General features: G+C 65.6%; 20 protein-coding genes and 7 pseudogenes. 10 read left to right on the top strand and 17 right to left on the bottom strand.

Going from position 1 to position 23,725, the window contains the following annotated elements; genetic code table 11:
* Nucleotides 1-25 precede the first annotated feature (25 nt).
* The 4 genes from ACHMXE_RS12480 to ACHMXE_RS12465 all read left to right on the top strand — a co-directional run bounded on the left by ACHMXE_RS12480 (nt 26) and on the right by ACHMXE_RS12465 (nt 4,778).
* Entirely contained in the window at nt 26-487 is a 462-nt protein-coding gene (locus ACHMXE_RS12480) for a hypothetical protein (protein ID WP_395349630.1), read from the top strand.
* Between the two features lie 135 nt (nt 488-622).
* Nucleotides 623-3,217 (top strand): PA14 domain-containing protein, encoded by a 2,595-nt coding sequence (locus tag ACHMXE_RS12475; RefSeq protein ID WP_395349628.1) that lies wholly within the window; start codon nt 623-625, stop codon nt 3,215-3,217.
* Nucleotides 3,142-3,693: a PilC/PilY family type IV pilus protein gene (locus ACHMXE_RS12470; protein WP_395353056.1), complete on the top strand. Its 552-nt coding sequence runs from the start codon at nt 3,142-3,144 to the stop codon at nt 3,691-3,693. Before ACHMXE_RS12475 ends, ACHMXE_RS12470 begins: the two co-directional genes overlap by 76 nt.
* The gene (locus ACHMXE_RS12465) at nt 3,690-4,778 is read left to right on the top strand and encodes a pilus assembly protein (RefSeq protein WP_395349626.1); all 1,089 of its coding nucleotides are present in this window, start codon (nt 3,690-3,692) and stop codon (nt 4,776-4,778) included. The genes ACHMXE_RS12470 and ACHMXE_RS12465 overlap by 4 nt, the downstream gene beginning before the upstream one ends.
* 130 nt (nt 4,779-4,908) lie before the next feature.
* Here ACHMXE_RS12465 and ACHMXE_RS12460 read toward each other — a convergent pair.
* A pseudogene (locus ACHMXE_RS12460) lies at nt 4,909-5,205 on the bottom strand (transposase); the annotation flags it as partial.
* Nucleotides 5,206-5,435: 230 nt separating this feature from the next.
* Here ACHMXE_RS12460 and ACHMXE_RS12455 point away from each other — a divergent pair.
* A complete protein-coding gene (locus ACHMXE_RS12455) occupies nt 5,436-6,032 on the top strand; it encodes a transposase domain-containing protein (RefSeq protein ID WP_395349625.1) in 597 nt (198 codons plus the stop codon).
* A gap of 147 nt (nt 6,033-6,179) precedes the next feature.
* Nucleotides 6,180-6,632 (top strand): transposase, encoded by a 453-nt coding sequence (locus ACHMXE_RS12450; protein ID WP_395349623.1) that lies wholly within the window; start codon nt 6,180-6,182, stop codon nt 6,630-6,632.
* 20 nt (nt 6,633-6,652) lie between these two features.
* Here ACHMXE_RS12450 and ACHMXE_RS12445 read toward each other — a convergent pair whose 3' ends face one another.
* The 9 genes and pseudogenes from ACHMXE_RS12445 to sucC form a co-directional block, all read right to left on the bottom strand.
* Entirely contained in the window at nt 6,653-7,195 is a 543-nt protein-coding gene (locus ACHMXE_RS12445; RefSeq protein ID WP_395349622.1) for a pilin, read from the bottom strand.
* A 221-nt stretch (nt 7,196-7,416) separates the two neighbouring features.
* Nucleotides 7,417-8,221, bottom strand: a pseudogene (locus ACHMXE_RS12440) (3',5'-cyclic-nucleotide phosphodiesterase).
* 351 nt (nt 8,222-8,572) lie between these two features.
* Nucleotides 8,573-9,631: pseudogene (locus ACHMXE_RS12435) on the bottom strand (CHASE2 domain-containing protein); the annotation flags it as partial.
* A 172-nt stretch (nt 9,632-9,803) separates the two neighbouring features.
* A pseudogene (locus ACHMXE_RS12430) lies at nt 9,804-10,418 on the bottom strand (CHASE2 domain-containing protein); the annotation flags it as partial.
* Nucleotides 10,419-10,571: 153 nt separating this feature from the next.
* The gene (locus ACHMXE_RS12425) at nt 10,572-11,225 is read right to left on the bottom strand and encodes an FHA domain-containing protein (protein WP_209540133.1); all 654 of its coding nucleotides are present in this window, start codon (nt 11,223-11,225) and stop codon (nt 10,572-10,574) included.
* Between the two features lie 75 nt (nt 11,226-11,300).
* Complete coding sequence (locus ACHMXE_RS12420) at nt 11,301-12,104, bottom strand: Stp1/IreP family PP2C-type Ser/Thr phosphatase (protein WP_395349621.1); 804 nt, start codon at nt 12,102-12,104, stop codon at nt 11,301-11,303.
* Between the two features lie 46 nt (nt 12,105-12,150).
* The gene (locus tag ACHMXE_RS12415; RefSeq protein WP_203203387.1) at nt 12,151-12,840 is read right to left on the bottom strand and encodes a TerC family protein; all 690 of its coding nucleotides are present in this window, start codon (nt 12,838-12,840) and stop codon (nt 12,151-12,153) included.
* 119 nt (nt 12,841-12,959) lie between these two features.
* Nucleotides 12,960-13,854, bottom strand: a pseudogene (gene sucD, locus ACHMXE_RS12410) (succinate--CoA ligase subunit alpha).
* Nucleotides 13,855-13,865: 11 nt separating this feature from the next.
* On the bottom strand, nt 13,866-15,032 hold the full coding sequence (gene sucC / locus ACHMXE_RS12405; RefSeq protein ID WP_203203389.1) for an ADP-forming succinate--CoA ligase subunit beta: 1,167 nt from the start codon (nt 15,030-15,032) through the stop codon (nt 13,866-13,868).
* A 207-nt stretch (nt 15,033-15,239) separates the two neighbouring features.
* On the opposite strand from sucC, the pseudogene argC reads away from it, so the two are divergent.
* Nucleotides 15,240-16,164: pseudogene (gene argC / locus ACHMXE_RS12400) on the top strand (N-acetyl-gamma-glutamyl-phosphate reductase).
* 52 nt (nt 16,165-16,216) lie between these two features.
* Here the strand turns inward: argC and ACHMXE_RS12395 are convergent.
* The 4 genes from ACHMXE_RS12395 to recA form a co-directional block, all read right to left on the bottom strand.
* Nucleotides 16,217-16,960, bottom strand: a complete 744-nt coding sequence (locus ACHMXE_RS12395; RefSeq protein ID WP_203203391.1) for a hypothetical protein — start codon at nt 16,958-16,960, stop codon at nt 16,217-16,219.
* Nucleotides 16,961-17,033: 73 nt separating this feature from the next.
* Nucleotides 17,034-17,462: an SRPBCC family protein gene (locus tag ACHMXE_RS12390; protein ID WP_395349620.1), complete on the bottom strand. Its 429-nt coding sequence runs from the start codon at nt 17,460-17,462 to the stop codon at nt 17,034-17,036.
* Nucleotides 17,449-17,904 (bottom strand): recombination regulator RecX, encoded by a 456-nt coding sequence (recX, locus tag ACHMXE_RS12385; RefSeq protein ID WP_395349619.1) that lies wholly within the window; start codon nt 17,902-17,904, stop codon nt 17,449-17,451. Before recX ends, ACHMXE_RS12390 begins: the two co-directional genes overlap by 14 nt.
* A gap of 67 nt (nt 17,905-17,971) precedes the next feature.
* Complete coding sequence (recA, locus tag ACHMXE_RS12380; protein WP_209540138.1) at nt 17,972-19,033, bottom strand: recombinase RecA; 1,062 nt, start codon at nt 19,031-19,033, stop codon at nt 17,972-17,974.
* 146 nt (nt 19,034-19,179) lie between these two features.
* Here recA and ACHMXE_RS12375 point away from each other — a divergent pair, with 146 nt between their 5' ends.
* From ACHMXE_RS12375 to ACHMXE_RS12365, 3 genes are all read left to right on the top strand, one after another.
* The gene (locus ACHMXE_RS12375; protein ID WP_057593706.1) at nt 19,180-19,665 is read left to right on the top strand and encodes a MarR family winged helix-turn-helix transcriptional regulator; all 486 of its coding nucleotides are present in this window, start codon (nt 19,180-19,182) and stop codon (nt 19,663-19,665) included.
* 67 nt (nt 19,666-19,732) lie between these two features.
* Nucleotides 19,733-20,404, top strand: a complete 672-nt coding sequence (locus ACHMXE_RS12370) for a response regulator transcription factor (RefSeq protein WP_203203394.1) — start codon at nt 19,733-19,735, stop codon at nt 20,402-20,404.
* A gap of 37 nt (nt 20,405-20,441) precedes the next feature.
* Nucleotides 20,442-21,881 carry a sensor histidine kinase gene (locus tag ACHMXE_RS12365; RefSeq protein WP_203203395.1) on the top strand — a complete coding sequence of 480 codons (1,440 nt, stop codon included), beginning with the start codon at nt 20,442-20,444 and terminating at the stop codon, nt 21,879-21,881.
* Between the two features lie 9 nt (nt 21,882-21,890).
* Here the strand turns inward: ACHMXE_RS12365 and ACHMXE_RS12360 are convergent, their stop codons facing one another.
* The 3 genes and pseudogenes from ACHMXE_RS12360 to ACHMXE_RS12350 form a co-directional block, all read right to left on the bottom strand.
* Nucleotides 21,891-22,100: a sporulation protein gene (locus tag ACHMXE_RS12360; protein WP_395349618.1), complete on the bottom strand. Its 210-nt coding sequence runs from the start codon at nt 22,098-22,100 to the stop codon at nt 21,891-21,893.
* A gap of 14 nt (nt 22,101-22,114) precedes the next feature.
* Nucleotides 22,115-22,940 (bottom strand): annotated as a pseudogene (locus tag ACHMXE_RS12355) (biotin--[acetyl-CoA-carboxylase] ligase).
* Between the two features lie 2 nt (nt 22,941-22,942).
* A complete protein-coding gene (locus tag ACHMXE_RS12350) occupies nt 22,943-23,635 on the bottom strand; it encodes an SET domain-containing protein (RefSeq protein ID WP_203203398.1) in 693 nt (230 codons plus the stop codon).
* Nucleotides 23,636-23,725: the final 90 nt, after the last annotated feature.

Below are 23,725 nucleotides of genomic sequence, written 5' to 3'. Positions count from 1 at the left end.
GCGCTCCCGTCAGCAGGGAGTCGTCTTGCTGTTCGCGCTCATTGTCCTCGTCATCCTGCTCGCAAGCGGGGTCGCGGTCGTGCGCTCGATGAACACCTCGCTCGCCAGTGCAGGCAACCTCGCCTTCAAGCGGGATCTGATCAATCAAGGCGAGCAGGCCATCGATGCCGTGCTGGTCAAGTTCAGCGGAAGCGGTGCCCTTGTCACGCCCGCAGCACGCAACAGCAACCTCAAATCGGCGAACTACAGTGCCACGGCGCTTGCGACCAATGATCGCGGCGTGCCAACGGCGCTGCTCAGCAACACGGCATTCAATGCGGTCGGCACCGATGCCAACGACATCAAGGACGACACTGCGAAAGTCACGATCCGCTATGTCATCGACCGACTTTGCAGTACCGCTGCTTCACCTGGCACGTTGGGTGCCGCCGGCTGCGTTTTCCCCCGTCGGTCAATGACGTGCGGGGCGGCAGCAGTCAGGAGATGAGCACTCGCCTGCCTCCTCCGCCTTCGACCACGTACCGCTTGAGCATGCGAGTCACGGGTCCGCGAGACACGCAAGTGTTTTTGCAAGCCTCCTTTGCGCGGCCTGAACAGTAAGAAGCTCACGAGAAGCATTGCCATGAATCACTCCTTCAGATATCCCCGGCTCCGCGCTTTCACGTGCAGTGTGCTGGCATTTGCGCTGCTGGCAACCCATTCGCCGGTTTCGCTGGCAACGACACTTGCCGATCAGCCGATCTTCTCGACCTCCGAAGTCCCCGGTAATTTGGCATTGGCTTTGTCGGTTGAATGGCCGACAGCCTCGCGCATGGCCCATACGGACACCTATTCGAGTAGCGCGACGTTTCTGGGCTACTTCGATCCGGATAAATGCTATGTCTATCAGGCGAACACCGCATCGAATGGCGTGAGCTCGACCGACAAGGGCGATCTGAGTTATTTTTACCCCCAAGGCAAGGCAACGAATCGCACCTGCACCGGAAAATGGAGTGGCAACTTTCTGAACTGGGCCACCACGGCCACCATCGATCCATTCCGATGGGCAATGACCGGGGGACGCCGCGTCGTCGACACGACCACCGAAACCATTCTGGAAAAAGGATGGCATTCGGGACAAGGGCTTTTCGATGACCGCAACCTCCCAGCGACGGAGATCACAGGCGCAACGCCCTACACCGCAAGTACGCTTCGCATCAGCATCAACGGCCTTGGGTTCAAGATGCGACTCGGAATGAACGATGGATTGTCACGCGGGTTTTCGGTCAAGTACTACAACAACAAGACCGTCAGCGGCAATGCCGCCGCGACCGTAAGCAATGACAACGCGTATCACGATTGGGGCTCCGGTTCACCGGCGTCGGGCGTCAATGAAGACAGCTTCTCTGCTCGCTACGATGGCACGTTTACTGCCCCGGAAGCAGGAAACTACACGTTCCGGACCATTTCAGACGATGGCGTAAGGCTTTGGGTTGCAACCAATGTCAATAGCAGCTTTAGCACTTGCTCCGGCACCACCGGTCTGAGTGGCAACTGCGTCATTAATAACTGGACAGATCACGGTCCCACTACGGACACCACGACAACGATAAGCATGACGAAGGGGCAATCCTTCAAAGTGCGAATGGATTACTACGAAGGCTCGGGCGGCGCGCAACTTCAACTGCTCTGGAAAACACCTTCAGCCTCCGAGTTCGTGGGCTTCAGTGATGGCACTCGAAGTTACGACTTCACCGTGCGCGTCAAGGTGTGCGATGCGTCCACGGCAGCGGGCGGCCTGGAGACCAACTGCAAGGCATACGGTAGCAACTACAAACCCGAAGGGCTGATTCAGCAATATGCCGACAAGATGCGGTTCAGCGCATTCGGATATCTGAACGACAGTACCTATACCCGGGATGGCGGCGTCCTTCGCGCTCGTCAGAAATTCGTCGGTCCGACCTACCCCGTGCCGGGCCAGGGCCCCACGACCAATGACAACAGAGAATGGGACTCGACCACCGGCATCTTTATTCGCAATCCCGACCCGACCGACGCCACTGCTACCACCTCCAATACCAGCGTAACCATCTCGGACAGCGGGGTAATGAATTATCTCAACAAGTTCGGGCAACTCGTTCCAGGAAGCTACAAAAGCAATGACCCGGTGAACGAATTGTTTTATGCGGCGCTGCGGTACTACCGAAATCTGGGTAACGTGCCAACATGGAGCGCCATGGACGGCGCGGATGCTCCCACCAAGACCACTTGGGCCGATGGCTTTCCTGTGATCACAAACTGGACGGATCCGATCCAGTACACCTGCCAGCGCAATTTCGTGCTCGGTATTGGCGATATTTACACGCACGGCGACAAGAATGTGCCTGGCAATACTGTGACGGACAGAGAGCCCTCATTGCCAACGGAGGTTTCGGCAGACACCATGTTCGATGCCATCCGCAGCACCAACAACGTGAAGTCGCTGCAAGCAATGGGACCGAATCAAGCCACGGTTCTCACGGGAGCATCGAGTTCGACAGATTACATGGCGGGTCTCGCACTCGAGGCCAACACCAAGGATATCCGTCCGGACCTGACGGGAAAGCAAACAGTGCAGACCTATTGGGTCGACGTTCTGGAGCAGTCTTTCTCGCGAAACAACAAGTTCTACATGGCCGCAAAGTTCGGCGGACTCAATCAAAAGAAGATTCCCGCTGGTTTCGATCCCTATACCTTCGACGGCACCATTCCATTGGATTGGTGGTCGACCAATGGAGAGACCCTCAAGGACGTCAGAAACAACTCGACTTGGAATCGTCCAGACAATTATTTTGCCGCGGGTCGTCCCGACACGATGGTCGCGGGCCTCAAACAAGCCTTCGAGCGAATCTCCAACGAGATTTCCGCATACACGACATCTTTTTCACTTTCGAGCGCACAGGTATCTTCGACAGGTGTCGCCTCCTACGCCGCGCAATACGACTCGAAGAGTTGGACTGGCCTTTTGAGCGCGAATCAGATCACCTTCGACGCCAGCGGAAATCCAGCAAGTACTCTGAAGTGGGACACAAAGACAAAGCTGGAAGCTCAGCTTTCCGGCACCGGATGGGATACCGCGCGGCGCGTCATAACACGGAGTGCGAGCGCTGGAATTCCTTTTCGATACAACAGTCTGACGGCGGCTCAAAGGGATCTCTCAATACGGCCTTCGTCGGCAACGATAGCCAGAAGTATCTGAATTGGCTGCGTGGAGACAGAACCAACGAGCGTACGTCAAGCGACTCGAGCAAGTCCTACCGTCAACGCGATCTGCTGCTCGGTGACATAGTCAATGCCAAGGTTACGCCCGCAGGCCCGCCCTCACTCAACTTCTCGGATTCGGTCAATCCTGGCTATGCCGCCTTCAAGACCACTTGGAAGGATCGGCCGGTGATGGTTTACACCGGCGCGAACGACGGAATGGTGCATGCGTTCAATGGCGCGCTCACTGGAACGGATGCGGGCAATGAACAGTTTGCCTACATTCCAAGCTTGCTGTTTGGGGGAAGCAATTCTGCGGGCAACGACGGGTTGCTGGCCAAGCTCGGCAATCCCTATTATCAGCATCGTTTTTACGTCGATGCGACACCATATACCTTCGATATCGACTTCAAATCTGCAGGGGTACGTTCACGACCACATCCGCCGCGACTTCGGACTGGCGCACCGTCTTGATCGGCGGCCTCGGCAAGGGCGGGAAAGGGTTTTATGCCCTGGATGTGACAAATCCTGCAAGTATGAATACAGAGGCAAAAGCTGCAGCCAAGGTACTTTGGGAGTTCACCGATTCGGACATGGGGTATAGCTATGGCGCGCCGGTCGTAGTGAAGACCCGCAAATATGGCTGGGTTGCGATCCTCACGAGCGGCTACAACGGTGGCGGAACGAGTAGCTATCTTTACATCGTGAATCCGACCAATGGTCAGCTTCTCCAGAAGATCGCGACTCCTTCAGAGTCGGAAGGCATGGCGCAGGCGGCCGCATATGTCCAGGATTTCACCGATGGCACGGCGGACGCCGTCTATGCGGGCGATCTCAACGGCCAGATGTGGCGGTTCGATCTCACGCTTGCGAAAGGAAGTACTGCGAACTATCCAGCTCCCACCTTGATCGCCAAGTTTACAGATGGCTCCGATCGGTCCCAGCCGGTCACCACACAGCCTTTGATAGAGATTCAGCCGTTGAGCAAGAAGCGCTTTGTTCTGGTCGGCACGGGACGATTGTTGGATTCGAGCGATATTCAATCATCTCAACAGCAGAGCTACTACGCCGTGATCGATGGCACGGCCAGCGCGTTCAGCTCTGGGACTTTCCCGATCGTTCGAAATGACCTGCAAGCGGTAACGAACTTGACCGAGGGCATCGCGCTGTCTGCGACCAGTCGCGGGTGGTACACGGATCTCGGGGTGACCAGCAACGTGGGCTGGCGTGTGATCAATGCATCGACATCCAACAGCGGAGCGGTGGCCTTCTCCACGCTTCAGACTACAGGCGACGCGTGCTCGCCTTCGGGTAACAGTCGTGTTTATGCGATCGACTTCGGCACTGGAAAATCAACGCTTGTTGATGGTTCGGGAAACATAGTTGCATTTAATGCGGTGGGAGCGGCTGTGACTGATTTGCGATTCTTGAGCGTTGATGGAACTACACGGTTGGTGAGCGGCGATGTAAGAGGTGAGATGAAAAACAACCCAATCAAATTGCCTGGCGTGCTTGGCCTTCGTCTGCTGAATTGGCGTGAGGTACCAACAGTGGACTAACGCGATCGATCTACAGATTGAGTGATCGGAGGAGCATATGTTGAGTCGACCATATCGAGTAGAGGGCCGGTGTCCTGGGGCTTGTCCGAATTTTTGTGTGCAAGTCGCTCTCATGCTACAGGGCGGCGCTTCAAATGAACCGATCGCCATAGGCGATGGCAAACTGATTCATCGCCTCTCGCCACTCCTTGGCGGCACGCTCTCAGTCGGCCGTGATGTTGAACAGCGCCGACCAGATCAGCTTGGCAGCCGCGTCGTCGCCGGGGAAGTGACCCCGCGTCTTGATGATCTTGCGCAGCCGCGCGTTGATGCTCTCGATGGCGTTGGTCGTGTAGATCACCCGGCGAATGGGCGGTGCGAACGCGAAGAACGGGATCACCCGACCCCAGGCCCGACGCCAAGCAGCCACCACCGTGGGGAACTTGCGGCCCAGAGCCCCAATACCAGTTAGTTAAGCCCGGGGACGAGCTGATCCAGTACAAGGGGAGCGTGTTGAACACGTTCCCCTTTTTGCTTGATGAGCCTGCTATAGAGCGCCCTGCGCGAGACGCTACCGCGAGTGCTCGATCGGGTTGATGAACTCAGTGCACTGATAGATTCAGCCTGGATAGACCAGCGCTCAAGGCCAGCGGCAAGACCTCCATCCGCAAGCGCAAGTTGCCCGCCGAGCATGCGGTGTGGCTGGTGACTGGACTGGCGCTGTTTCGCAAGCGACCGCTATGGCAGGGGGTCCAACAATTGGAGTTGAGCCTGGCTGGGCAGGCGCTGCCCGCGCCCAGCGTGAGCGTGCAAGCCCGTCAGCGCCTGGGCGAAGAACCGCTGCAGCGGCTGTTTGAGCTGCGGACCCAGGCCTGGGGCCGTTCGCCACAGCGCGAGCAGGCGCTGCGGGTGCTGGCCGTGGACGGCGTGGTGTGGTCAGCCCCGGACACGCCCGACAACCGCCAGCAATTGGGCAGCTGCAGCACGCGGCATGGACCTTTGCCCTGGCCGCAGATCCGCGCCACCTGCCTGATGGACACTCACAGCCACGAACTGCTGGACGCCAGGATCGGCGGCATGGACTGCGGCGAGCTGAGCTTGGCGGCGCAATTGAAGGGCGTGGATCACGCCGTGACCCTGTTCGATCGAGGGTACTTCTCGGCCGCGTTCCTGCTGGACTGGCAGGCCGCGGGCGAGCAGCGCCACTGGCTGATGCGGGCCAAGGACAACTTGCGCCACGAGTCGTCGAGCGACTCGCCGAGGGCGATGCGTTGATCCGCATGCCCGAATCGCAGCGCGCGCGCCAACTGCGCCCACAGTTGCCCAGCCACTGGCAGGCCCGGCTGATCGAGGTCAGCGTGGGCGGGCGACGTCGGCGCTTCATCACCTCGTGCAGGACGCTCGGGCGCATCCTGCGCGCCCATGGCCGATCTGTACCGCCAGCGTTGGGAGATCGAGCTGGGGTTCAGGGAGATCAAGCAGTCCTTGCAGGACGCAGAACCGGTGCTGCGCAGCGAGCAGCCCGAGTTGGTGCGCCAGGAGTTGTGGGGCGTGCTGATCGCCTACACGCTGCTGCGCCGCTGGATGGGCAAGATGGCCGAGCATGTGAAGGTCGAACCCCAGCGCATCAGCTTCCACACGGCCAGCTATGCCATCGTGAATTTACTGGCCATCCCCAGTCTTGACTCTGCGGGAACCTTGCCCAAGCAGTTGGAGGCCTTGCTGGCGCAGTCGCGCTACTTCGTGCTGCCGCCTCGGCGCACCGGGCGCTACTTCCCCAGGGTCGTCAAGAACTGGCCCACAAATTCCCGACGAAAAAAATGCCAGTCAGTTCTAACTGACTGGCATTGGCCCGAAGGCGGCCCTTTGCGGTGAGATTTTCGAAGCTACGCTGACTAGCGGCATGAACCCGGTGCGTACTTCGAGGCGGCGCCGGTCGAGGTGCACTTCCACTCATAAACTTGAGTGCCTTGTCCGCCGGTGGTGGCAGTTGCCAAAGCGTAGGCGCCTGCAGCGGGGGCGGCGCCGGCTGCCGCGGTATTGCGATAAGGGGTCAGGATGATCTTGTCTTCGGCGGGATCAAATGCCGTCGCTTGACCCAAATTAGTTGCGTGCGGGATGACGGTGATTACGCCAGTTGGAGCAGTGGTCGTGATCGAAGCAACCATCTTGGTCGGGTTTACCGCATCGCAGCCGTAGACATTTTCTTCAGTCGCGCCGAACGTCTTCGCCGGATCCATGCTTTGGACCGTTTCGCTGATGGTCGTGCGGCACTGCGATGCAGCTAGCACCACTTCAGACATGCGAGCCTTGACGGTGTAGTCTTTGTAAGCTGGCAGAGCCACAGCCGCCAAAATACCAATGATCGCCACAACGATCATCAGTTCGATAAGGGTAAAGCCGGCCTGAGCGCGGCGGGCGAGAGTGCGACGGTTCATTTCACTAACTCCAGGTTGGTTGGGTTGGTATTCACTCCCGGGAGTCCTCCCCCCGGAGCGAAGAACCTTCCGCAGCATCCGTGCCACCCGTTTCGGCACCCCGTCAGCGACCTAACGCGTCACTCCAGACCACATTGGTGTTACTGCACGTGACAGAAGATGTATCAAGATGCGACACATGGTGACAAATTTGTCATGCCATCCGTGCCGCACGACCGGGCTCAAAAGGTCAGGATGCCGTCCGCCTTGAGCCAGCGGATGTCCCGCTGCGCCAGCCCCGGCACCTGCCGGCCGGCCAGCGATTCGATCTGACTCATGATTTCCTCGGTTTCCGCCGGCTTGGTGTGCGTGATGTAGATCGGGTAGTCCTTGCCCGGCCCGATATGAGCCAGTTCGTCGGCCAACATGGTCGGCGACAGATGCAGGCTGCGCTCCGCCAGCGCCTGCTCCCGGTTGCTGAACGCCGTCTCGATCACAAGCATCGCGACCTCCAGGGCGTTGACGCGGTCCCAGAACGGCGCATTGCGCTCGGTATCGCCGCTGAAGACCCAATGCGCACCCCCATCGGCGCGGCTCACGGCGAAGCCGCAGGCGGGCACGGTACTGGACGGCCGGCAGCACCTCGATGCGCTTGGGCGTGGCGCTGCCGAGCAGCAGGGTCTGGCCGACGGCGATGTCGTGGAAGGTGACGAAGGGGGCCTCGGGACTCGGGATGCTCTCGAAGTCGGGCCAGATGATGTTGTTGAAAACATGGGCGCGCAGCGCCTCGATCGTGGCGCGCAGCGCATGCACGCGCAGCGGCCGGGTTCGGCGTCCGCCGACGGCGTCGAGCATCAGGGGCAGGGCGGCGATGTGGTCGAGATGGCAGTGCGTGAGCACCATGTCGTCGACACCGGCCATTTCTTCGAGGGTGAGGTCGCCGACGCCGGTGCCGGCATCGACGAGCAGGTCGGTATCGACCAGGAAAGAGGTGGTGCGGCAGTCTTTGGCGATGGCGCCCGAACAACCCAGCACGCGAACCTGCATTGTGAGAGACCCCTTGTCTGTGTCTGTCATTTGGTTTCGAACCGGGTCGCACCGTCCCACGATGGATCGTGCGGGCGCAAGGCCATCGAGGCTAATCTCTGCGCGTAGAGCTGGTAAAGGACTTTTTTGGCATCGGCCACGAGGAGGGGGGTCCAGCAAGTTTCGGCCCAAGGCCCAGTCCTGGCGCCGGTAGGCGGCCAGCACCTCGGCCCAGCGCTCGAGCCGGTGCGCCTCGCGCACGGCGATGACGGCCGCCTCGTCCCAGGCGACGGCCAGCGGCGTGAACACGGCGACGGCCTGGGCCCGGCCCTTGACGAACACGCTGTCGAGCTCCTGCCAGACATAGGCCGGCGCGAGCTCGCGCGTGGCGCCGCTGGCGACGATCTCGACGCCGTAGTGGCCGCTGAGCCCCTCGAGACGCGAGGCCAGGTTGACCGCGTCGCCGACCACGGTGTAGCTGCGCCGCGCGGCCGAGCCCATGTCGCCCACGCTCATGACGCCGCTGTTGATGCCGATGCCGATGCTGATCTCGGGCCGGCCCCAGGGACCCGGTGGATGCGGTTGAGGTCGTGCACCGCGTCGGCCATGTCGAGCGCGGCATTGACGGCGAGGCTGGCGTGCTCGGGCGTCTCGAGCGGCGCGCCCCGAGAAGGCCATGACGCAATCGCCCATGTACTTGTCGACGGTGCCGCGGTGCGCGGTGATGACGTCGGTGAGGCGGCTGAACACGGTGTTGAGGAAGGCCTGCAGCTCGGAAGGCGACATCTGCTCCGAGAAGCGCGTGAAGTCGCGCATGTCGCAGAACATGACGGTCATGGTCTTGCTCTCGGCGCGCATGCTGTAGCGGCCGGGGCGCTCCAGCATCTCGTCGACCAGCTGCGGCGGCACGTAGGTGCCGAACAGTTGCACCAGACCGCGGCGCGCGCGCGATTCGACCAGGTAGCCCCAGCTCATGTTGAGCAGGAAGGCGAGCGCGACCATGGCCAGCGCCGAGGCCAGCGGCAGCACCAGGCCGTGCGCGACATAGAGCCAAGTGTTGAGCCCGACCAGCGCCGCGGCCACGGTCAGCATGAAGGCCACGGCGCGCAGCGCGGGCAGCAGCGACAGGCCGATGGCCAGCGCGATGCCGGCGACGAACACGCTCAGCACCTCGTAGCCGGGCGCGTAGTCTGGCACGGCGAGCAGGCGATCGTCGAGCAGCGCCGAGACGATGTTGGCATGCACCTCGACGCCGGCGAAGGACGGCGCCGCGGGCGTGGCGCGCAGGTCCTGCAGGCCGGGCGCGGTGGCGCCGACGAGCACGATCTTGTCCTTGAGCTCCTCGGGCGCGAGCCGGCCCTCGAGGACGTCGGCGGCCGCCACGTAGCGGAACGAGCCGCCGCGGCTGCCGCCCGGGCCGCGGAACGGCACCTGCACGCTGGCGTTGCGGTCGACCGGCACGCGCAGTTCGCCGATGCGCAGCGACTCGAGCTGCGCGACCGGGGCTGCCGGGCACCAGCGCGGGCAGCACCGGCGGCGAGCCGCTGGCGAGCCGGTAGACGGCCAGCGCGAGCGACTCGTAGTAGCCGGGCCGGGCCTGGTCGCCGTCGTAGCGTGCGATCAGCGGCACGCTGCGGATCACACCGTCGTCGCTCTCGCCGACCAGGGTGTTGAGGAAGCCGCCGCTGGGCGCGGCCTGCGCGAGCACCGGCAGGCTGGCGCCGAAGCCGTTCCAGTGCGTGGTGTAGCCCTCCTTCGCGGGCAGCGCGTCGGCGGGCCACAGCGGCGCGGCGGGCAGGGCGCCGCGGGCGCGCGGCGTCTCGGCCTGGGTGAAGTAGTAGCCCAGCGCCACGGGCTGGCCCGCGAGCGTGCGCGCCAGCATGGCATCGTTGTCGAGCGAGGGCGCGAGTTTCTCGACCTCGCCGGCGAGTTCCGGGATGCCGCGCAGCGGGCCGTCCGCCAGCGCGCGCAGGCGGTCGATGCCCGAGCTGCGGTCGGGCTCGACGAACATGACGTCGAAGCCCACGACCCTGGCCTGCTGGTGCGACAGCAGCTCGCTCGCGAGCCGCGCCACCTTGTCGCGCGACCAGGGCCATTGGCCCTGACGTGCGAGGCTCGCGTCGTCGACGTCGACGATCACGATGCGCGGATCGAAGGTGCCCGGCATGGTCGCGCGCAGGCGCACGTCGTAGATCAGGTGGTCGAGACGCTCGAGCATGCCGGCGTGCCAGAGCCCGGTGGCATGCGCCAGTGCCAGCAGCACGGGCAGCAGGGTGACGGCGATGCGCGCCCAGTGGCGCCGCAATGCACTCATGGTCGACCGGAGCCGGGAACGGGATCGAGGCCGGTTCGCCGACGGACGACCCGCGGCTCAGACCCGCTGGAACTGCAGGCGCAGGGTGCCGAGCTCGAGCAGGTCGCGCTCGTGCAGCGCGACGGCCTCGACGCCGAGCGGCTGGCCATTGAGCAGGACGGCGCCCATGACGCTCGCGGCCACGTAGCCCTGGCGGCGGCGCGTGATGACAGCGACAGCGACGCCGGGCTTGCCGACCGTGGTGACGACCTTCTGCAGCGGCAGGTCGTGGCCGGCGTTCTCGCCGGCCAGCACGCGCAGCACCGGCACGCCGAGCTCGACCAGTGCGCCCGATTCGGTGGGCGCGGCCGACAGGGGAATGGGGGTGGAAGGCTGCTCGTTGCCGATGATGACCTGGACCGGCACGCCGGGCGCGGGCGCGACGCTGCGCGCGCGGTAGTGGATGCGGCAGCCGCCGACCTCGATGACATCGTTGTCCTTGAGCGTCCGCTTCTGCACGGCCACCGCGTTGACGTAGGTGCCGTTGGTGCTGTTGAGGTCTTCAATCTGGACATCGCCGCCGCGCAGGGTCAGAACGGCATGCTCGCCGCTCACCGCGAGATTGTCGACCACGATGTCGTTGTAGGCGCGCCGTCCGAGGGTGGTACGGTCCTTCGCGAGCGTCACCTCCCGGATGACGACACCATCGATCGAGATACTCATTCTCGGCACTGCCGACTCCCTGGTTGCAATTGTCGCGAGGCCCGCGACGACGCAGCGGATGCTTCCGCCGCTCCATCGCCTGCGTCAGGTCGCCGCGCGTGGCAGGCTGGCCCGGGCCAGGATGACAGAAATGTTATCCCGGCCGCCATTTTCGTTGGCGATGTTTGCCAAAAGTGATACCTTGGACTCAATACCACCGTCTTGTCTCGTCAGAAGCGTGAAAAGCTGGGCGTCCGGGACCATTTCGCTGAGCCCGTCGGAGCACAGCATATAGAGATCGTCGGGCCTGGCCGTGTGTTCGTGCATTTCCAGCAAGACTTGGGCCTCGACGCCGACGGCGCGGGTGACGAGATTCCGGTTGGGCGAGGACAGCGCTTCCTCGGCCGTGATGGCGCCGGCATCCAGCTGCTGCTGGCGCAGCGAGTGGTCGCGCGTGAGCTGCTCGAGCTTGTCGTTGCGCAGCCGGTAGCAGCGCGAATCGCCGATGTGGCCCACCATCACGCGGTGCGGCCCGAAGGCGGCCAGGACCAGCGTGGTCCCCATGCCCTGCAGGTTGGGATTGGTCAGGCTGCCATCGAGGATGGCGGCATCGGCCTCGTCGGTCGCGGCCTGCAGCGCGCGCCGCACGACGCGGGCCGGCGCCTGCGGACCGGCCTGCACGTACCAGCGCCGGAAGTTCGCATGCACCAGCGACACCGCCATCGCGCTGGCGACCTCGCCGCCCTTGTAGCCGCCCATGCCGTCGGCCAGCACCGCCAGCCCGAGGACCGGGTCGACGTGGACCGCGTCCTCGTTGTGGGCGCGCACGCGGCCGACGTCGGTCAGCGCCGCGAACTCCCACGAGAGCGGCGGACGGGTCGAGAAGAGGGACGTGCCGACACCTACCATGGTCGCAAGTGTCGGCGAAGCGGCAGCCCGGTGGTGGCTTCCGCCGTCAGTGCTGCGCCGCGGCCGCGTGGGCGCGCCGCTGGAGCAGCTTGCCCACCGCCACCACGAGCAGCGCACCGGCCGCCGCGGCGGCGTAGTGCAGCCAGGGGTTGGCCGCCAGCACCTCGCGCAGCGACACGTCGCTCACGATGGTCTCGCCGCCGACCCAGCCGATCAGCGCCGCACCCAGCATCACGATGATGGGGAAGCGCTCCATCAGCTTGATCATCAGCGTGCTGCCGAAGATCACCAGCGGAATGCTGATCGCCAGGCCCAGCACCAGCAGCACCATGCTGCCCTGCGCGGCGGCCGCCACGGCGATCACGTTGTCCAGGCTCATCACGAGGTCGGCCAGCAGGATGGTGCGCACGGCCGCCATCATGCTGCCGTACTCCTTGGAGTCGCCGTCGCCCTCGTCTTCACCGCCGAGCAGCTGCAGGCCGATCCACAGCAGCAGCAGGCCGCCGACGATCTGCAGGTACGGCAGCGCCAGCAGCTTGGCCGCCACCACCGTCAGCACGATCCGCAGCACGACGGCCGCGCCGGAGCCGAAGAGCACCGCTTTTTTCTGCTGCTCGGGCGGCAGCGAACGCGCCGCCATGGCGATCACCACGGCGTTGTCGCCCGACAGGATGATGTTGATCCAGACGATCTTGATCAGGCCGATCCAGAAGTCCGTGCTTTGAAGAAGTTCCATGTCTCTGATCCCGCATTGTTTTTGTGAAAAAAACGCCCGCAATCGGATTGCGGGCGTCTTGTTCTTTCTTGCGCGTGTGAGGTCTCTTTACGGACCTTGCCGGGCGCGAACGCCGTGGCTTACAGCTTGCCCTTGAGCAGCTTGGCCAGTTCCGAGAAGTTGCGCGTCACGGTGAAGCCGCACTCTTCCATGATGGAGAGCTCTGGCTTCGGCCGTGTCGGCGCCGCCCGAGATCAGCGCGCCGGCATGGCCCATGCGCTTGCCGGGAGGCGCGGTCACGCCGGCGATGAAGCCGACGACCGGCTTCTTCATGTTGTCCTTGCACCAGCGGGCGGCGTCGGCTTCGTCGGGACCGCCGATTTCGCCGATCATGATCACGGCGTCGGTGTCGGGATCGTCGTTGAAGGCCTTCATCACGTCGATGTGCTTGAGGCCGTTGATCGGGTCGCCGCCGATGCCCACTGCCGACGATTGGCCCAGGCCGATCTCGGTCAGTTGCGCCACGGCTTCATAGGTCAGCGTGCCCGAGCGGCTCACGACGCCGATGCGGCCCTTGCGGTGGATGTGGCCGGGCATGATGCCGATCTTGATCTCGTCGGGCGTGATCAGGCCGGGGCAGTTCGGGCCGAGCAGCAGCGTCTTCTTGCCACCGGCGGCTTCCTTGGCCTTCATCTTGTTGCGCACTTCGAGCATGTCGCGAACCGGAATGCCCTCGGTGATGCAGATCGCCATGTCCAGGTCGGCTTCGACGGCTTCCCAGATCGCGGCCGCGGCGCCTGCCGGCGGCACGTAGATCACCGACACGGTGGCGCCGGTCTGCGTGGCGGCTTCCTTCACCGAACCGAAGATCGGGATGTTGAAGATCGACTCGCCGGCCTTCTTCGGGTTCACGCCGGCCACGAAGGCGTTCTTGCCGTTCGCGTATTCCTGGCACTTCTCGGTGTGGAACTGGCCCGTCTTGCCGGTGATGCCTTGGGTGATGACTTTGGTGTCTTTGTTGATGTAGATCGACATGACTCTGTTCCTTAGGCCTTCTTGACTGCTGCCACGACCTTCTGGGCCGCTTCCGCCATGGTGTCGGCGCTGATGATCGGCAGGCCCGATTCGGCCAGCAGCTTCTTGCCTTCGGCTTCGTTGGTGCCCTTCATGCGCACGACCAGCGGCACTTGCAGGTTCACGGCCTTGCAGGCCGCGATCACGCCGGTGGCGATGGTGTCGCACTTCATGATGCCGCCGAAGATGTTGACGAGGATGGCCTCGACGTTCTTGTTCTTCAGCATGATCTTGAAGGCTTCGGTGACCTTCTCGGGGGTGGCGCCGCCGCCCACGTCGAGGAAGTTGGCCGGCTCGCCGCCGAACAGCTTGATGGTGTCCATCGTGGCCATCGCGAGGCCGGCGCCGTTCACCAGGCAGCCGATGTTGCCGTCGAGCGAGATGTAGGCGAGGTCGAACTTCGAGGCTTCGACTTCGGCCGGATCTTCCTCGTCGAGGTCGCGCAGCGCGACGATCTCGGGGTGGCGGAACAGCGCGTTGCTGTCGAAGTTGAACTTGGCGTCCAGGGCGACGATGTTGCCCTTGCTGTCACGGTTGAGCGGGTTGATCTCGACCAGCGAGGCGTCCGTCTCCATGTAGCAGGTGTAGAGCTTCTTGAAGATGTCGACGGCTTGCGCGGTCGAATCGGCCGGGATGCCGATGCCGTCGGCGATCTGCTTGGCCTGCTCGTCGGTCAGGCCGGCCTGCGGGTCGGCGAACACCGTGATGATCTTCTCGGGCGAGGAGTGGGCCACTTCCTCGATGTCCATGCCGCCTTCGCTCGAAGCGATGAAGGCCACCTTCTGGGTGGCGCGGTCGGTCACGGCCGAAACGTAGTATTCCTTCTGGATGTCGGCGCCGTCTTCGATGTAGAGGCGGCGGACCTTCTGGCCTTCGGGGCCGGTCTGGTGCGTCTTGAGCTGCATGCCGAGGATCTCGCCAGCCAGCTTCTTCACGTCCTCGATGGTCTTCGCGACCTTCACGCCGCCGCCCTTGCCGCGGCCACCCGCATGGATCTGGGCCTTGACGACCCAGACCGGGCCGCCGAGCTTCTGGGCGGCTTCGACCGCCTCCTGAACCGTGTAGGCCGGAATGCCGCGCGGCACCGGCACGCCGAACTTGGCAAGGATTTCCTTGCCTTGGTACTCGTGAATCTTCATGAGGGATGTCTCTCGGAAGGAGGAGGTTGAAAAACGGGAGATCTAGGCAGGCTGGTGTTGGCTCTGTTGTCCACAGGCGACGGCAGCCTGACGGCTGGGGGCGGCGGACAATCGCGGACTGTATCATGGTGCGCCGCATCAATACTGACGGGCGTGTGCGGTCAATACGTACTTTCTTCTAGGCCCTCTCTATCAGGCAACCCCACCATGGCCAAGGTCTTTATCGACGGCGAAGCCGGCACCACCGGTCTGCAGATCCGCGAGCGGCTGCAGAACATGCCGCAGATCGAGCTCGTGAGCATCGCGCCCGAGCTGCGCAAGGACGTGAATGCCAAGCGTGAACTCATGGCCGGCGTCGACCTCGTCGTGCTGTGCCTGCACGACGACGCGGCACGCGAGTCGGTCGCGCTGATCGACCAGCTGTCGGGCAAGAAGCCCGAAGATCATCGACGCCTCGACCGCCCACCGCGTGGCGCCGGGCTGGGTGTTCGGCTTCCCTGAACTGGTCGAAGGCCACTGGCAGGCCGTGGCCCGGGCCGACCGCGTGGGCAACCCCGGCTGCTACGCCACCGGCGCGATCGCCATGGTGCGTCCGCTGGTCGACGCGGGCCTGCTGCCGGCCGACTTCCCGATCGCGCTGCCTTCGGTCAGCGGCTACTCGGGCGGCGGCCGGACCATGATCGAGGCCTACGAGAAGGGCGAAGCCCCGCTGTTCGAGACCTACGCGCTGGGCCTCACGCACAAGCACATCCCCGAAATCATGAAGTACACCGGCCTGACGCAGCGCCCGGTGTTCATCCCCTCGGTCGGCAATTTCAAGCAGGGCATGCTGGTCCAGCTGCCGCTGCACCTCGACCTGCTGCCCGGCAAACCGAAGGCCGGCGACCTGCACGAGGCACTGGCCGCGCACTATGCGAAGAGCAACACGCCCGAGCAGTTCGTGAAGGTGCTGCCGCCCACCGCCGACGGCAAGCTTGACGCGCTGGCGCTCAACGACACCAACCAGCTCGAGATCCGCGTGTTCCCGAACGAGGACCATCGCCATGCCGTGGTGATCGCGCGCCTCGACAACCTCGGCAAGGGCGCGAGCGGCGCCGCGGTGCAGAACCTCCAGCTGATGCTGTCGCTCTGAGGCGCTGCCTCTTTCGCTGAAAAGGCGCCGGCTCCCCGGCGCCTTTTTCGTTTCAGCTCACCAGCCAGAGCCCCGTGCCGAACAGCGCGGCATGCAGCGCGAGCACGATCCAGAACGGCTTGCGCGAGGGCGTCGACATCTCTTGCAGCGTCTCGTGGATGCGCCGCGTGATCAGCGCGCGCAAGGCCGGGTCCTGCGCGGGCGCCGCGCCGCCCTGCGCCACGGGCAGCTGCGGCTCGCCCTGCGCGGCGCGGCCCTGCTGCCACTCGGCCAGCATCTCGTTGAGCGGCAGCCGGTTCAGCACGAAGGCGATCACCGCCCGCACCGCCTTGCCGTCGCCGAGCACCGGCGCGAGCTGCGCGCTCAGCGCATCGACCGAGAGCCAGTCGCTCGCGCGCCGCAGCGCACCGTGGGTGCGCGGCATCGATTCGATGCGCCCGGCGATGGCATCGCCCAGGCGCTGCGCCACGGCCTCGCCGCGCGCGGCCACCAGGTGCCGCATCGCGCGCGTGCGGCCCTGCGACACACCGAGGATCACGTACACGCCCATGAACAGCGCCAGCAGCACGGCCACCAGCAGCGGCGGCGAGAACAGCAGCGCCAGCAGCGCGCCGGCGCCGCCCGCGCGGGCGCCGGGCATGCCGGGGCCGCTCAACTGGCTCACGTAATAGAAGAAGGCGCCGCCCCCGAGCAGCGCGCCGAAGAAGACGCCTTTGGCGACCGAGCCGACGAAGGCGGCGCCAGCGCGGGCGCCGGTGCGCACCAGTGACGGGGATCCGGTGGGTTCCGAAGACATCTGCGACTCCTCCTCGTTGTATGAAGTCGCGGATCATGCCATCGGCTAGCCGCGGGCCCGCCCGATCGGCCGCTCAGCCGGCCGGCGCCTCGAGCAGCGCCTGCAGCGCGCGCAGGTCGCGCGCGATCCATTCGGCGTCGTGCGCGAAGGCCGCGTCGTCCATGTGCGGCTGGCGCAGCAGCGTGAGCTGCAGCTCGCAAACACCGGGCGCCACGCTTATGACGCGGAACGGCATGTAGACCTCGGGCACGCCCGCGGGCGCCACCCAGTGGTCGAGCACGCCGAACTCGTTGGGCGGCGCGAAGCGCAGCACCGCGCGGCCGCCGGGCGTGGTCGCGACCCAACGCTCGCCCTCGCCCTCGCCCTCGCGCGCCAGCGCGCCATCGGCCAGGCCGCTGGCCCATTCGGGCAGCCGCGCGGGATCGGCCGCGAGCGCATAGGCCGTGCGCCAGTCGCAGGCCACGCGCTGCGTGATCACGCGGGACAGTTCATTCGAGTTCATCGATGTCGCTCCTCAGCACCTTGGCCGCCACCGCGGCCGAAAAACCCCGCGCCATCAGGAAGCGGGCCTGGCGGGCGCGCTCCTTGGGATCGGCGGGCGGGGCGTCGAAGCGGCGGCGCCAGAGCGCGGCCGCGCGTTCGAGCTCGCTGCCCTGCAGCCCGGCCACCGCCTGCGAGATCGCTTCGGCGCCGATGCCCTTGGCCTGCAGCTCCTGCCGCACGCGCGCCGCGCCGAGCCGGCCCGCGCGCTGATGCAGCAACGAGGCGACCACGCGCTCCTCGCTGATGAAGTCCTTGGCCGCGAGTTCGTCGAGCGCGGCCTTGAGCGTGCCCGGCTCTTCCTCGTAGCGCGCCAGCTTGCGCTCGAGTTCGCTGCGCGAATGCTCGCGCTGGCTCAGCAGGCGCAGCGCGCGGCCCTTGAGGGAGGGAGCATCGAATGCCATCGGAAATGCGGGAGCGGAAAAGGAAAACGGGGCGACCGCAGGCGCCCCGCTCGCGTGCATCGGCCGGTTATTCGGCCGCGCCGGTCGCGTCCGCCGCCAGCAGCGGGATGCCCAGCGATTCGCGCACCTTGTTCTCGATTTCGCGCGACAGCTCGGGGTTCTCGCGCAGGAACTCGCGCGCGTTGTCGCGGCCCTGGCCGATCTTCTCGCCGTTGTAGGCGTACCAGGCGCCCGACTTGTCGATGATCTTGGCGGTCACGCCCATGTCGATGATCTCGCCCTCGCGGCTGATGCCCTCGCCGAACAGGATGTCGAACTCGGCCGTCTTGAACGGGGGCGAGACCTTGTTCTTCACCACCTTGACCTTGGTTTCGTTGCCGATGGCCTCGTCGCCCTTCTTGATGGTGCCGATGCGGCGGATGTCCAGGCGCACCGAGGCGTAGAACTTCAGCGCGTTGCCGCCGGTGGTGGTTTCGGGCGAGCCGAACATCACGCCGATCTTCATGCGGATCTGGTTGATGAAGATGACCATGCAGTTGGTCTTCTTGATCGTGGCCGTGAGCTTGCGCAGCGCCTGGCTCATCAGGCGGGCCTGCAGGCCGGGCAGCGAGTCGCCCATCTCGCCTTCGATTTCGGCCTTGGGCGTGAGCGCGGCGACCGAGTCGACCACGATCAGGTCGACGGCGCCCGAGCGCACCAGCGAGTCGACGATCTCGAGCGCCTGCTCGCCGGTGTCGGGCTGGCTGATCAGCAGGTCGGACAGGTTCACGCCGAGCTTCTGGGCGTACTGCACGTCGAGCGCGTGTTCGGCGTCGACGAAGGCGCAGGTGCCGGCCTGCTTCTGCATGGCGGCGATGACCTGCAGCGTGAGCGTGGTCTTGCCCGAGGATTCGGGACCGTAGATCTCGACCACCCGGCCGCGCGGCAGACCGCCGACGCCCAGTGCGATGTCGAGGCCCAGCGAGCCGGTGGAGACCACCTGGATGTCCTCGAGCGCCTCGCCTTCGCCGAGCCGCATGATCGTGCCCTTGCCGAACTGCTTCTCGATCTGGGCCAGCGCGGCCTGGAGGGCCTTGGCCTTTTCGGTGTTGGCGCCTGCGATGCTCGAGCCCTTGACGACTGCGTCCATGTGAAAAACTCCTTGAAGATCAACGGGTTGTGTACTGTCGGATCCATCTGCTTTTAACCACAGCCTGGATGCTTGAACAGTAGTGTAGGGGCGGATGGATTCGAGTGAACCCATTTTTTGGTCAGTTTGCTTTACCATTCGGCGCCGTGAGCGACACCCCCTTTCCCCTCGATCCCGATGCCTGGCGCCAGACCCACCTGGGCCGGCTGCTCGGCCATGCGATGCGGCGCTTCGACGAGCGCGTGCTCGCGCTGATGGCGCACGACGTCGACGTGCCGCTGGCGCTGTCGAACCTCGCGGCGCGCGCGCAGGTGAGCGCGGCCCACGTCCACATCACGCGCCATCTCGCGCGCGAGGGCTCGCGCCTGACCGAGCTCGCCGAGCGCGCCGGCATGACCAAGCAGGCCATGGGCGCGCTGGTCGACCAGTGCGAGGCCTGGGGGCTGGTCACGCGCGGGCCCGATCCGCTCGATGCGCGCGCGCGACGCGTGTTGTTCACGGCCGACGGCCTGGCCTGGCTCGAGGCCTTCCGCCAGGCGGTGACGCAGGCCGAGCGCGAGTTCCGCGCCAGCGTGGGCGACGAGGTCGCCACCGTGGTAACCATCGGTCTGGAAGCCTATACGGCGGGCTAGACTCCAGCCCCAGCGGAGACAACGTGCAAAGGCGCCGCCCACGGCGCGAACCGGGCTGGAGGTGGCTATGCGGATACTGATTGCCGAGGACGACAAGGTGCTGGCCGATGCACTGCTGCGCAGCCTGCGTACCTCGGGGGCCGCCGTCGATCACGTGGCCAACGGCTCCGAGGCCGACACCGCGCTCATGACGCACAGCGAGTTCGACCTGCTGATCCTCGACCTCGGCCTGCCCAGCCTGCACGGCATCGAGATCCTCAAGCGGCTGCGCGCGCGCGGTTCGCAGCTGCCGGTGCTGGTGCTGACCGCGGCCGACAGCGTGGAGGAGCGCGTCAAGGGCCTGGACAACGGCGCCGACGACTACATGGCCAAGCCCTTCAGCCTGCAGGAGCTCGAGGCGCGCGTGCGCGCCCTCACGCGCCGCGGCATGGGCACCACCAGCAACGCGATCCGGCACGGCCCGCTGATCTACGACCAGGCCGGCCGCGTCGCCACGCTCGACGGCAAGATGGTCGAGCTGTCGGCGCGCGAACTGGGCCTGCTCGAGGTGCTGCTGCAGCGCGCGGGCCGGCTGGTCAGCAAGGACCAGCTGGTGGAGCGCCTGTGCGAATGGGGCGAGGAAGTCAGCCTCAACGCGATCGAGGTCTACATCCACCGCCTGCGCAAGAAGATCGAGAAGGGCCCGGTGCGCATCGCCACCGTGCGCGGGCTCGGCTACTGCCTCGAAAAGATCCAGTGACGCGCGCGCGGCCGCTGGGCGCGGCGGGTCCGGTCCGATGAAACTCTTCCAGCGCGCGCAGCGCTCCCTGTTCGGCGAGATCCTCGACTGGATGCTCACGCCGCTGCTGCTGCTGGTGCCGGTCAGCATCGGCGTGACCTGGCTGGTGGCGCAGGGCATCGCGAGCGCCTCCTTCGACCGCGTGCTCACGCACAACATCGAGACGCTGGCACGCACGGTCTCGCTGCAGAAGGACAGCCCGCGCTTCGTGCTGCCGCAGCCGACGCGCGAGATCCTGCGCGGCGACGACACCGATCGCGTGTACTACCAGCTGCTCGACAGCCACGGCGCGCTGCTCAGCGGCGAGCACGACGTGCCGCATCCCAGCCTCGACGAACCGCCGGCCCTCGGCCAGGTCCAGCTGCGCGACGGCGAGATGAACGGCAAGTCGGTGCGCGTGGCCTGGGTCTGGCTGGCCGGCGACGCGCCCGATGCGCCGCCCGCGCTGCTGCAGGTGGCCGAGACGCGCCAGAAGCAGTCGCTGCTGGCGGCCGACATCATCAAGGGCGTGCTGCTGCCGCAGTTCGCGATCCTGCCGCTCGCGGTGCTGCTGATCTGGCTGGCGCTGGTGCGCGGCATCAAGCCGCTGTCGGTGGTGGAGGCGCGCATCCGCGAGCGCCGCCCCGGCGACCTGAGCCCGCTCGACGAGTCCTCGGTGCCGCTCGAGGTGGTGCCGCTGGTGTCCTCGGTCAACGAGCTGCTCGACAAGCTCAACGATTCCATCGACACGCAGAAGCGCTTCCTGGCCGACGCGGCGCACCAGCTCAAGACGCCGCTCGCGGGCCTGCGCATGCAGGCCGACCTGGCGCAGCGCGAGAACGCCAACGCCGATGAGCTCAAGCAGTCGCTCAAGCAGATCGGCCGCGCCAGCGTGCGCGCCACCCACACGGTGAACCAGCTGCTGTCGCTGGCGCGCGCCGAGGGCAACAGCGCCGGCGCCCATCGCCAGCCCTGCGACCTGGCGCGGCTCACGATCGAGGTGGTGCGCGAGGCGGTGCCGCGCGCGATCGAGAAGCGCATCGACCTCGGCTACGACGGCCTCGATCCCGGCTCGCGCGGCGTGGTGCTCGAGGGCAACCCGACGCTGCTCAAGGAGCTGGTGCGCAACCTGGTCGACAACGCGATCAACTACACGCCCTCGCGGCCCGAACGCACCGGCGTGATCACCGCGCGGGTGCTGGCCGATCCCTTCGGCCGGGTGCTGCTGCTGCAGGTGGAGGACAACGGGCCGGGCATTTCGGAGGCCGACCGCGAGCTCGTGTTCGAGCCCTTCTACCGCGTGCTGGGCAACGAGGCCGACGGCTCGGGCCTGGGGCTGCCGATCGTGCGCGAGATCGCGAACCAGCACCATGCGCAGGTGACGCTCGAGGACGCGCATCCCGAGCGGCAGCCGCCGGGCGCGCGCTTCACGGTGCGCTTCGAGAGCGCGCCGGCCTGAACCGTCGATCTATCGCGCGTTGGAACTCGAGGCACCAGCCTTCGACGGCTCGGCGCGGATCTGCAGATATTCGGGATGGATCTGCCGCGCGAGGCGCTGCGGATCGCGCTCGTCGAGCCCCGCCGGCACGAGGCCGAAGCCCGCGAGGTCGCCACGCGACCACAGCCAGTAGCCGCCGTTGAGGACCAGCAGGGCGATCACGACCAGGCGCAGCGGCATCGCGGCGTCCGGTCTCAGAGGGCCATGCCGCGCGGCCGCACGCTGACCTCGTCGCTGACGATGGCCTGCAGGCCCTCGGCCGTGCGCACCTGCAGCTCGCCGGTCCACGAGACGCCCTCGCACAGGCCCGAGCGGCCGTCGCTGAGCACCACCTCGCGCCCGCGCAGCACGTCGCGCGCGGCGAAGCGCTCGGCGAACGGCGCGAAGCCACGCGCGCCGAACGCGAGCACGTCGCGCACCAGCGGCGGGATCAGTTCGGCCAGCACCGCGGGCGAGGTGGCGTCGGGGCGCCATTGGCGCACCCAGGCGGGTGGCGTGCGCATGCCCTCGGCATCGCGCGCGCCGATGTTCACGCCGATGCCGATGACCACGTAGCGCGGCGACGATGCACCACCGCCATGCGGCAGCGCGGTCTCGATCAGGATGCCCACGAGCTTGCGCTCGTCGACCCAGAGGTCGTTGGGCCACTTGAGCCCGAGCTTCGCCGCGCCCGTGGGATCGAGGTTCTCGGCCAGGCTGACGCCGACCGCGAGCGAGAGCCCCGACCAGTCGGCCGGCGCGAGCGGCAGGCCCAGCGAGAAGGTCAGCGACGGCGCGACATCGTCGCCGGGCTGCTGCGCGCTCTGCCAGGGCCGGCCGAGTCGGCCGCGGCCTGCGGTCTGGCGCTCGGCCACGAGCAGCACGGGCTCGGTCCGCCCGGCGCGCGCGCGCCGGCATGAGTTCGGTGTTGGTGGAGTCGATCTCGCCGACCACCTCGGCCGCGAAGCCCGGCAGCAGAGGGGCGAGCGCCGCGGCGATCCGCTCCTCGTGCCACTGCAAGGCGCTGCCGCCGGCGGCCATGTTCAGAGCCCGCCGTTGCCGGCCGCGGGAGCGGTTTCGGCGGCAGCCTCGGCCTTCTTCGGCTTGTCCTTCTTTTTGCCGTCCTTCTTGTCCGCTTTCTTTTCCGACTTCTTCCCGGATTTCTTCTCGGACTTCTTGTCGGCCTTCTTGTCGGCCTTTTTCTTCTCGGCCTTCTTCGCTTCCTTCTTCTTCGCCTTCTTCTTTTTCTTCTTGTCCTCTTCCTCGTCGTCCTTCGGCGTGAGCAGCGTGCCGCGGCATTGCTCGGAGCCGCAGTAGCACGGGAACTCGGACAGCAGCTTCTCGGTGTACGGCTCGTCGATGATCAGGCCGTAGTCGTAGTTGAGTTCCTCGCCGGCCGCGATGTTGCGCAGCGCCTTGATATAAACGCGCCCATCGACCTCGTCGGCCTCGCAGTTCGGCTCGCACGAGTGATTGATCCAGCGGGCCGCATTGCCGTCGACGTTGCCGTCGATCACGCGCCCGTCGTCGATATGGAAGTAGAAAGTGTGATTCGGCTGGGCCGGATCGTGCGGATGGCGGCGCAGCGCCTCCTTCCACGTGATGATCTCGCCCTTGTATTCGATGATCCGCTCACCTTCGGCCAGGTCCTGCACCGCGAACACGCCGTTCCCGTGAACGGAGGAACGCCGCGTCTGGATTCGGCGGGCGTTGGAAAGTGGGGATTTGGAAGGCATCGCCGAAGTCTGTTAGTTTGAATATGCACACATGCGCGTGCGCGTGTGCGCACGCGAGAAGCCGCCGAGTATAGAGAGAGCCCATGGCAC

It is taken from the genome of Variovorax sp. UC122_21 (assembly GCF_044056785.1).
Taxonomy (GTDB): Bacteria; Pseudomonadota; Gammaproteobacteria; order Burkholderiales; family Burkholderiaceae_C; genus Variovorax.
Note: the sequence above shows the minus strand (reverse complement) of the source record. Positions and strands in the feature narration are given on the sequence as shown.

Coding starts and splice junctions, on each gene's coding strand:
- ACHMXE_RS12365 (WP_203203395.1), top strand. CDS start 20,442: ATGAAACTCTTCCAGCGCGCGCAGCGCTCCCTGTTCGGCGAGATCCTC.
- ACHMXE_RS12370 (WP_203203394.1), top strand. CDS start 19,733: ATGCGGATACTGATTGCCGAGGACGACAAGGTGCTGGCCGATGCACTG.
- recA (WP_209540138.1), bottom strand. CDS start 19,033: ATGGACGCAGTCGTCAAGGGCTCGAGCATCGCAGGCGCCAACACCGAA.
- recX (WP_395349619.1), bottom strand. CDS start 17,904: ATGGCATTCGATGCTCCCTCCCTCAAGGGCCGCGCGCTGCGCCTGCTG.
- ACHMXE_RS12395 (WP_203203391.1), bottom strand. CDS start 16,960: ATGTCTTCGGAACCCACCGGATCCCCGTCACTGGTGCGCACCGGCGCC.
- ACHMXE_RS12390 (WP_395349620.1), bottom strand. CDS start 17,462: ATGAACTCGAATGAACTGTCCCGCGTGATCACGCAGCGCGTGGCCTGC.
- ACHMXE_RS12415 (WP_203203387.1), bottom strand. CDS start 12,840: ATGGAACTTCTTCAAAGCACGGACTTCTGGATCGGCCTGATCAAGATC.
- ACHMXE_RS12420 (WP_395349621.1), bottom strand. CDS start 12,104: ATGGTAGGTGTCGGCACGTCCCTCTTCTCGACCCGTCCGCCGCTCTCG.
- ACHMXE_RS12445 (WP_395349622.1), bottom strand. CDS start 7,195: ATGAACCGTCGCACTCTCGCCCGCCGCGCTCAGGCCGGCTTTACCCTT.
- ACHMXE_RS12350 (WP_203203398.1), bottom strand. CDS start 23,635: ATGCCTTCCAAATCCCCACTTTCCAACGCCCGCCGAATCCAGACGCGG.
- ACHMXE_RS12475 (WP_395349628.1), top strand. CDS start 623: ATGAATCACTCCTTCAGATATCCCCGGCTCCGCGCTTTCACGTGCAGT.
- ACHMXE_RS12450 (WP_395349623.1), top strand. CDS start 6,180: ATGGCCGATCTGTACCGCCAGCGTTGGGAGATCGAGCTGGGGTTCAGG.
- sucC (WP_203203389.1), bottom strand. CDS start 15,032: ATGAAGATTCACGAGTACCAAGGCAAGGAAATCCTTGCCAAGTTCGGC.
- ACHMXE_RS12360 (WP_395349618.1), bottom strand. CDS start 22,100: ATGCCGCTGCGCCTGGTCGTGATCGCCCTGCTGGTCCTCAACGGCGGC.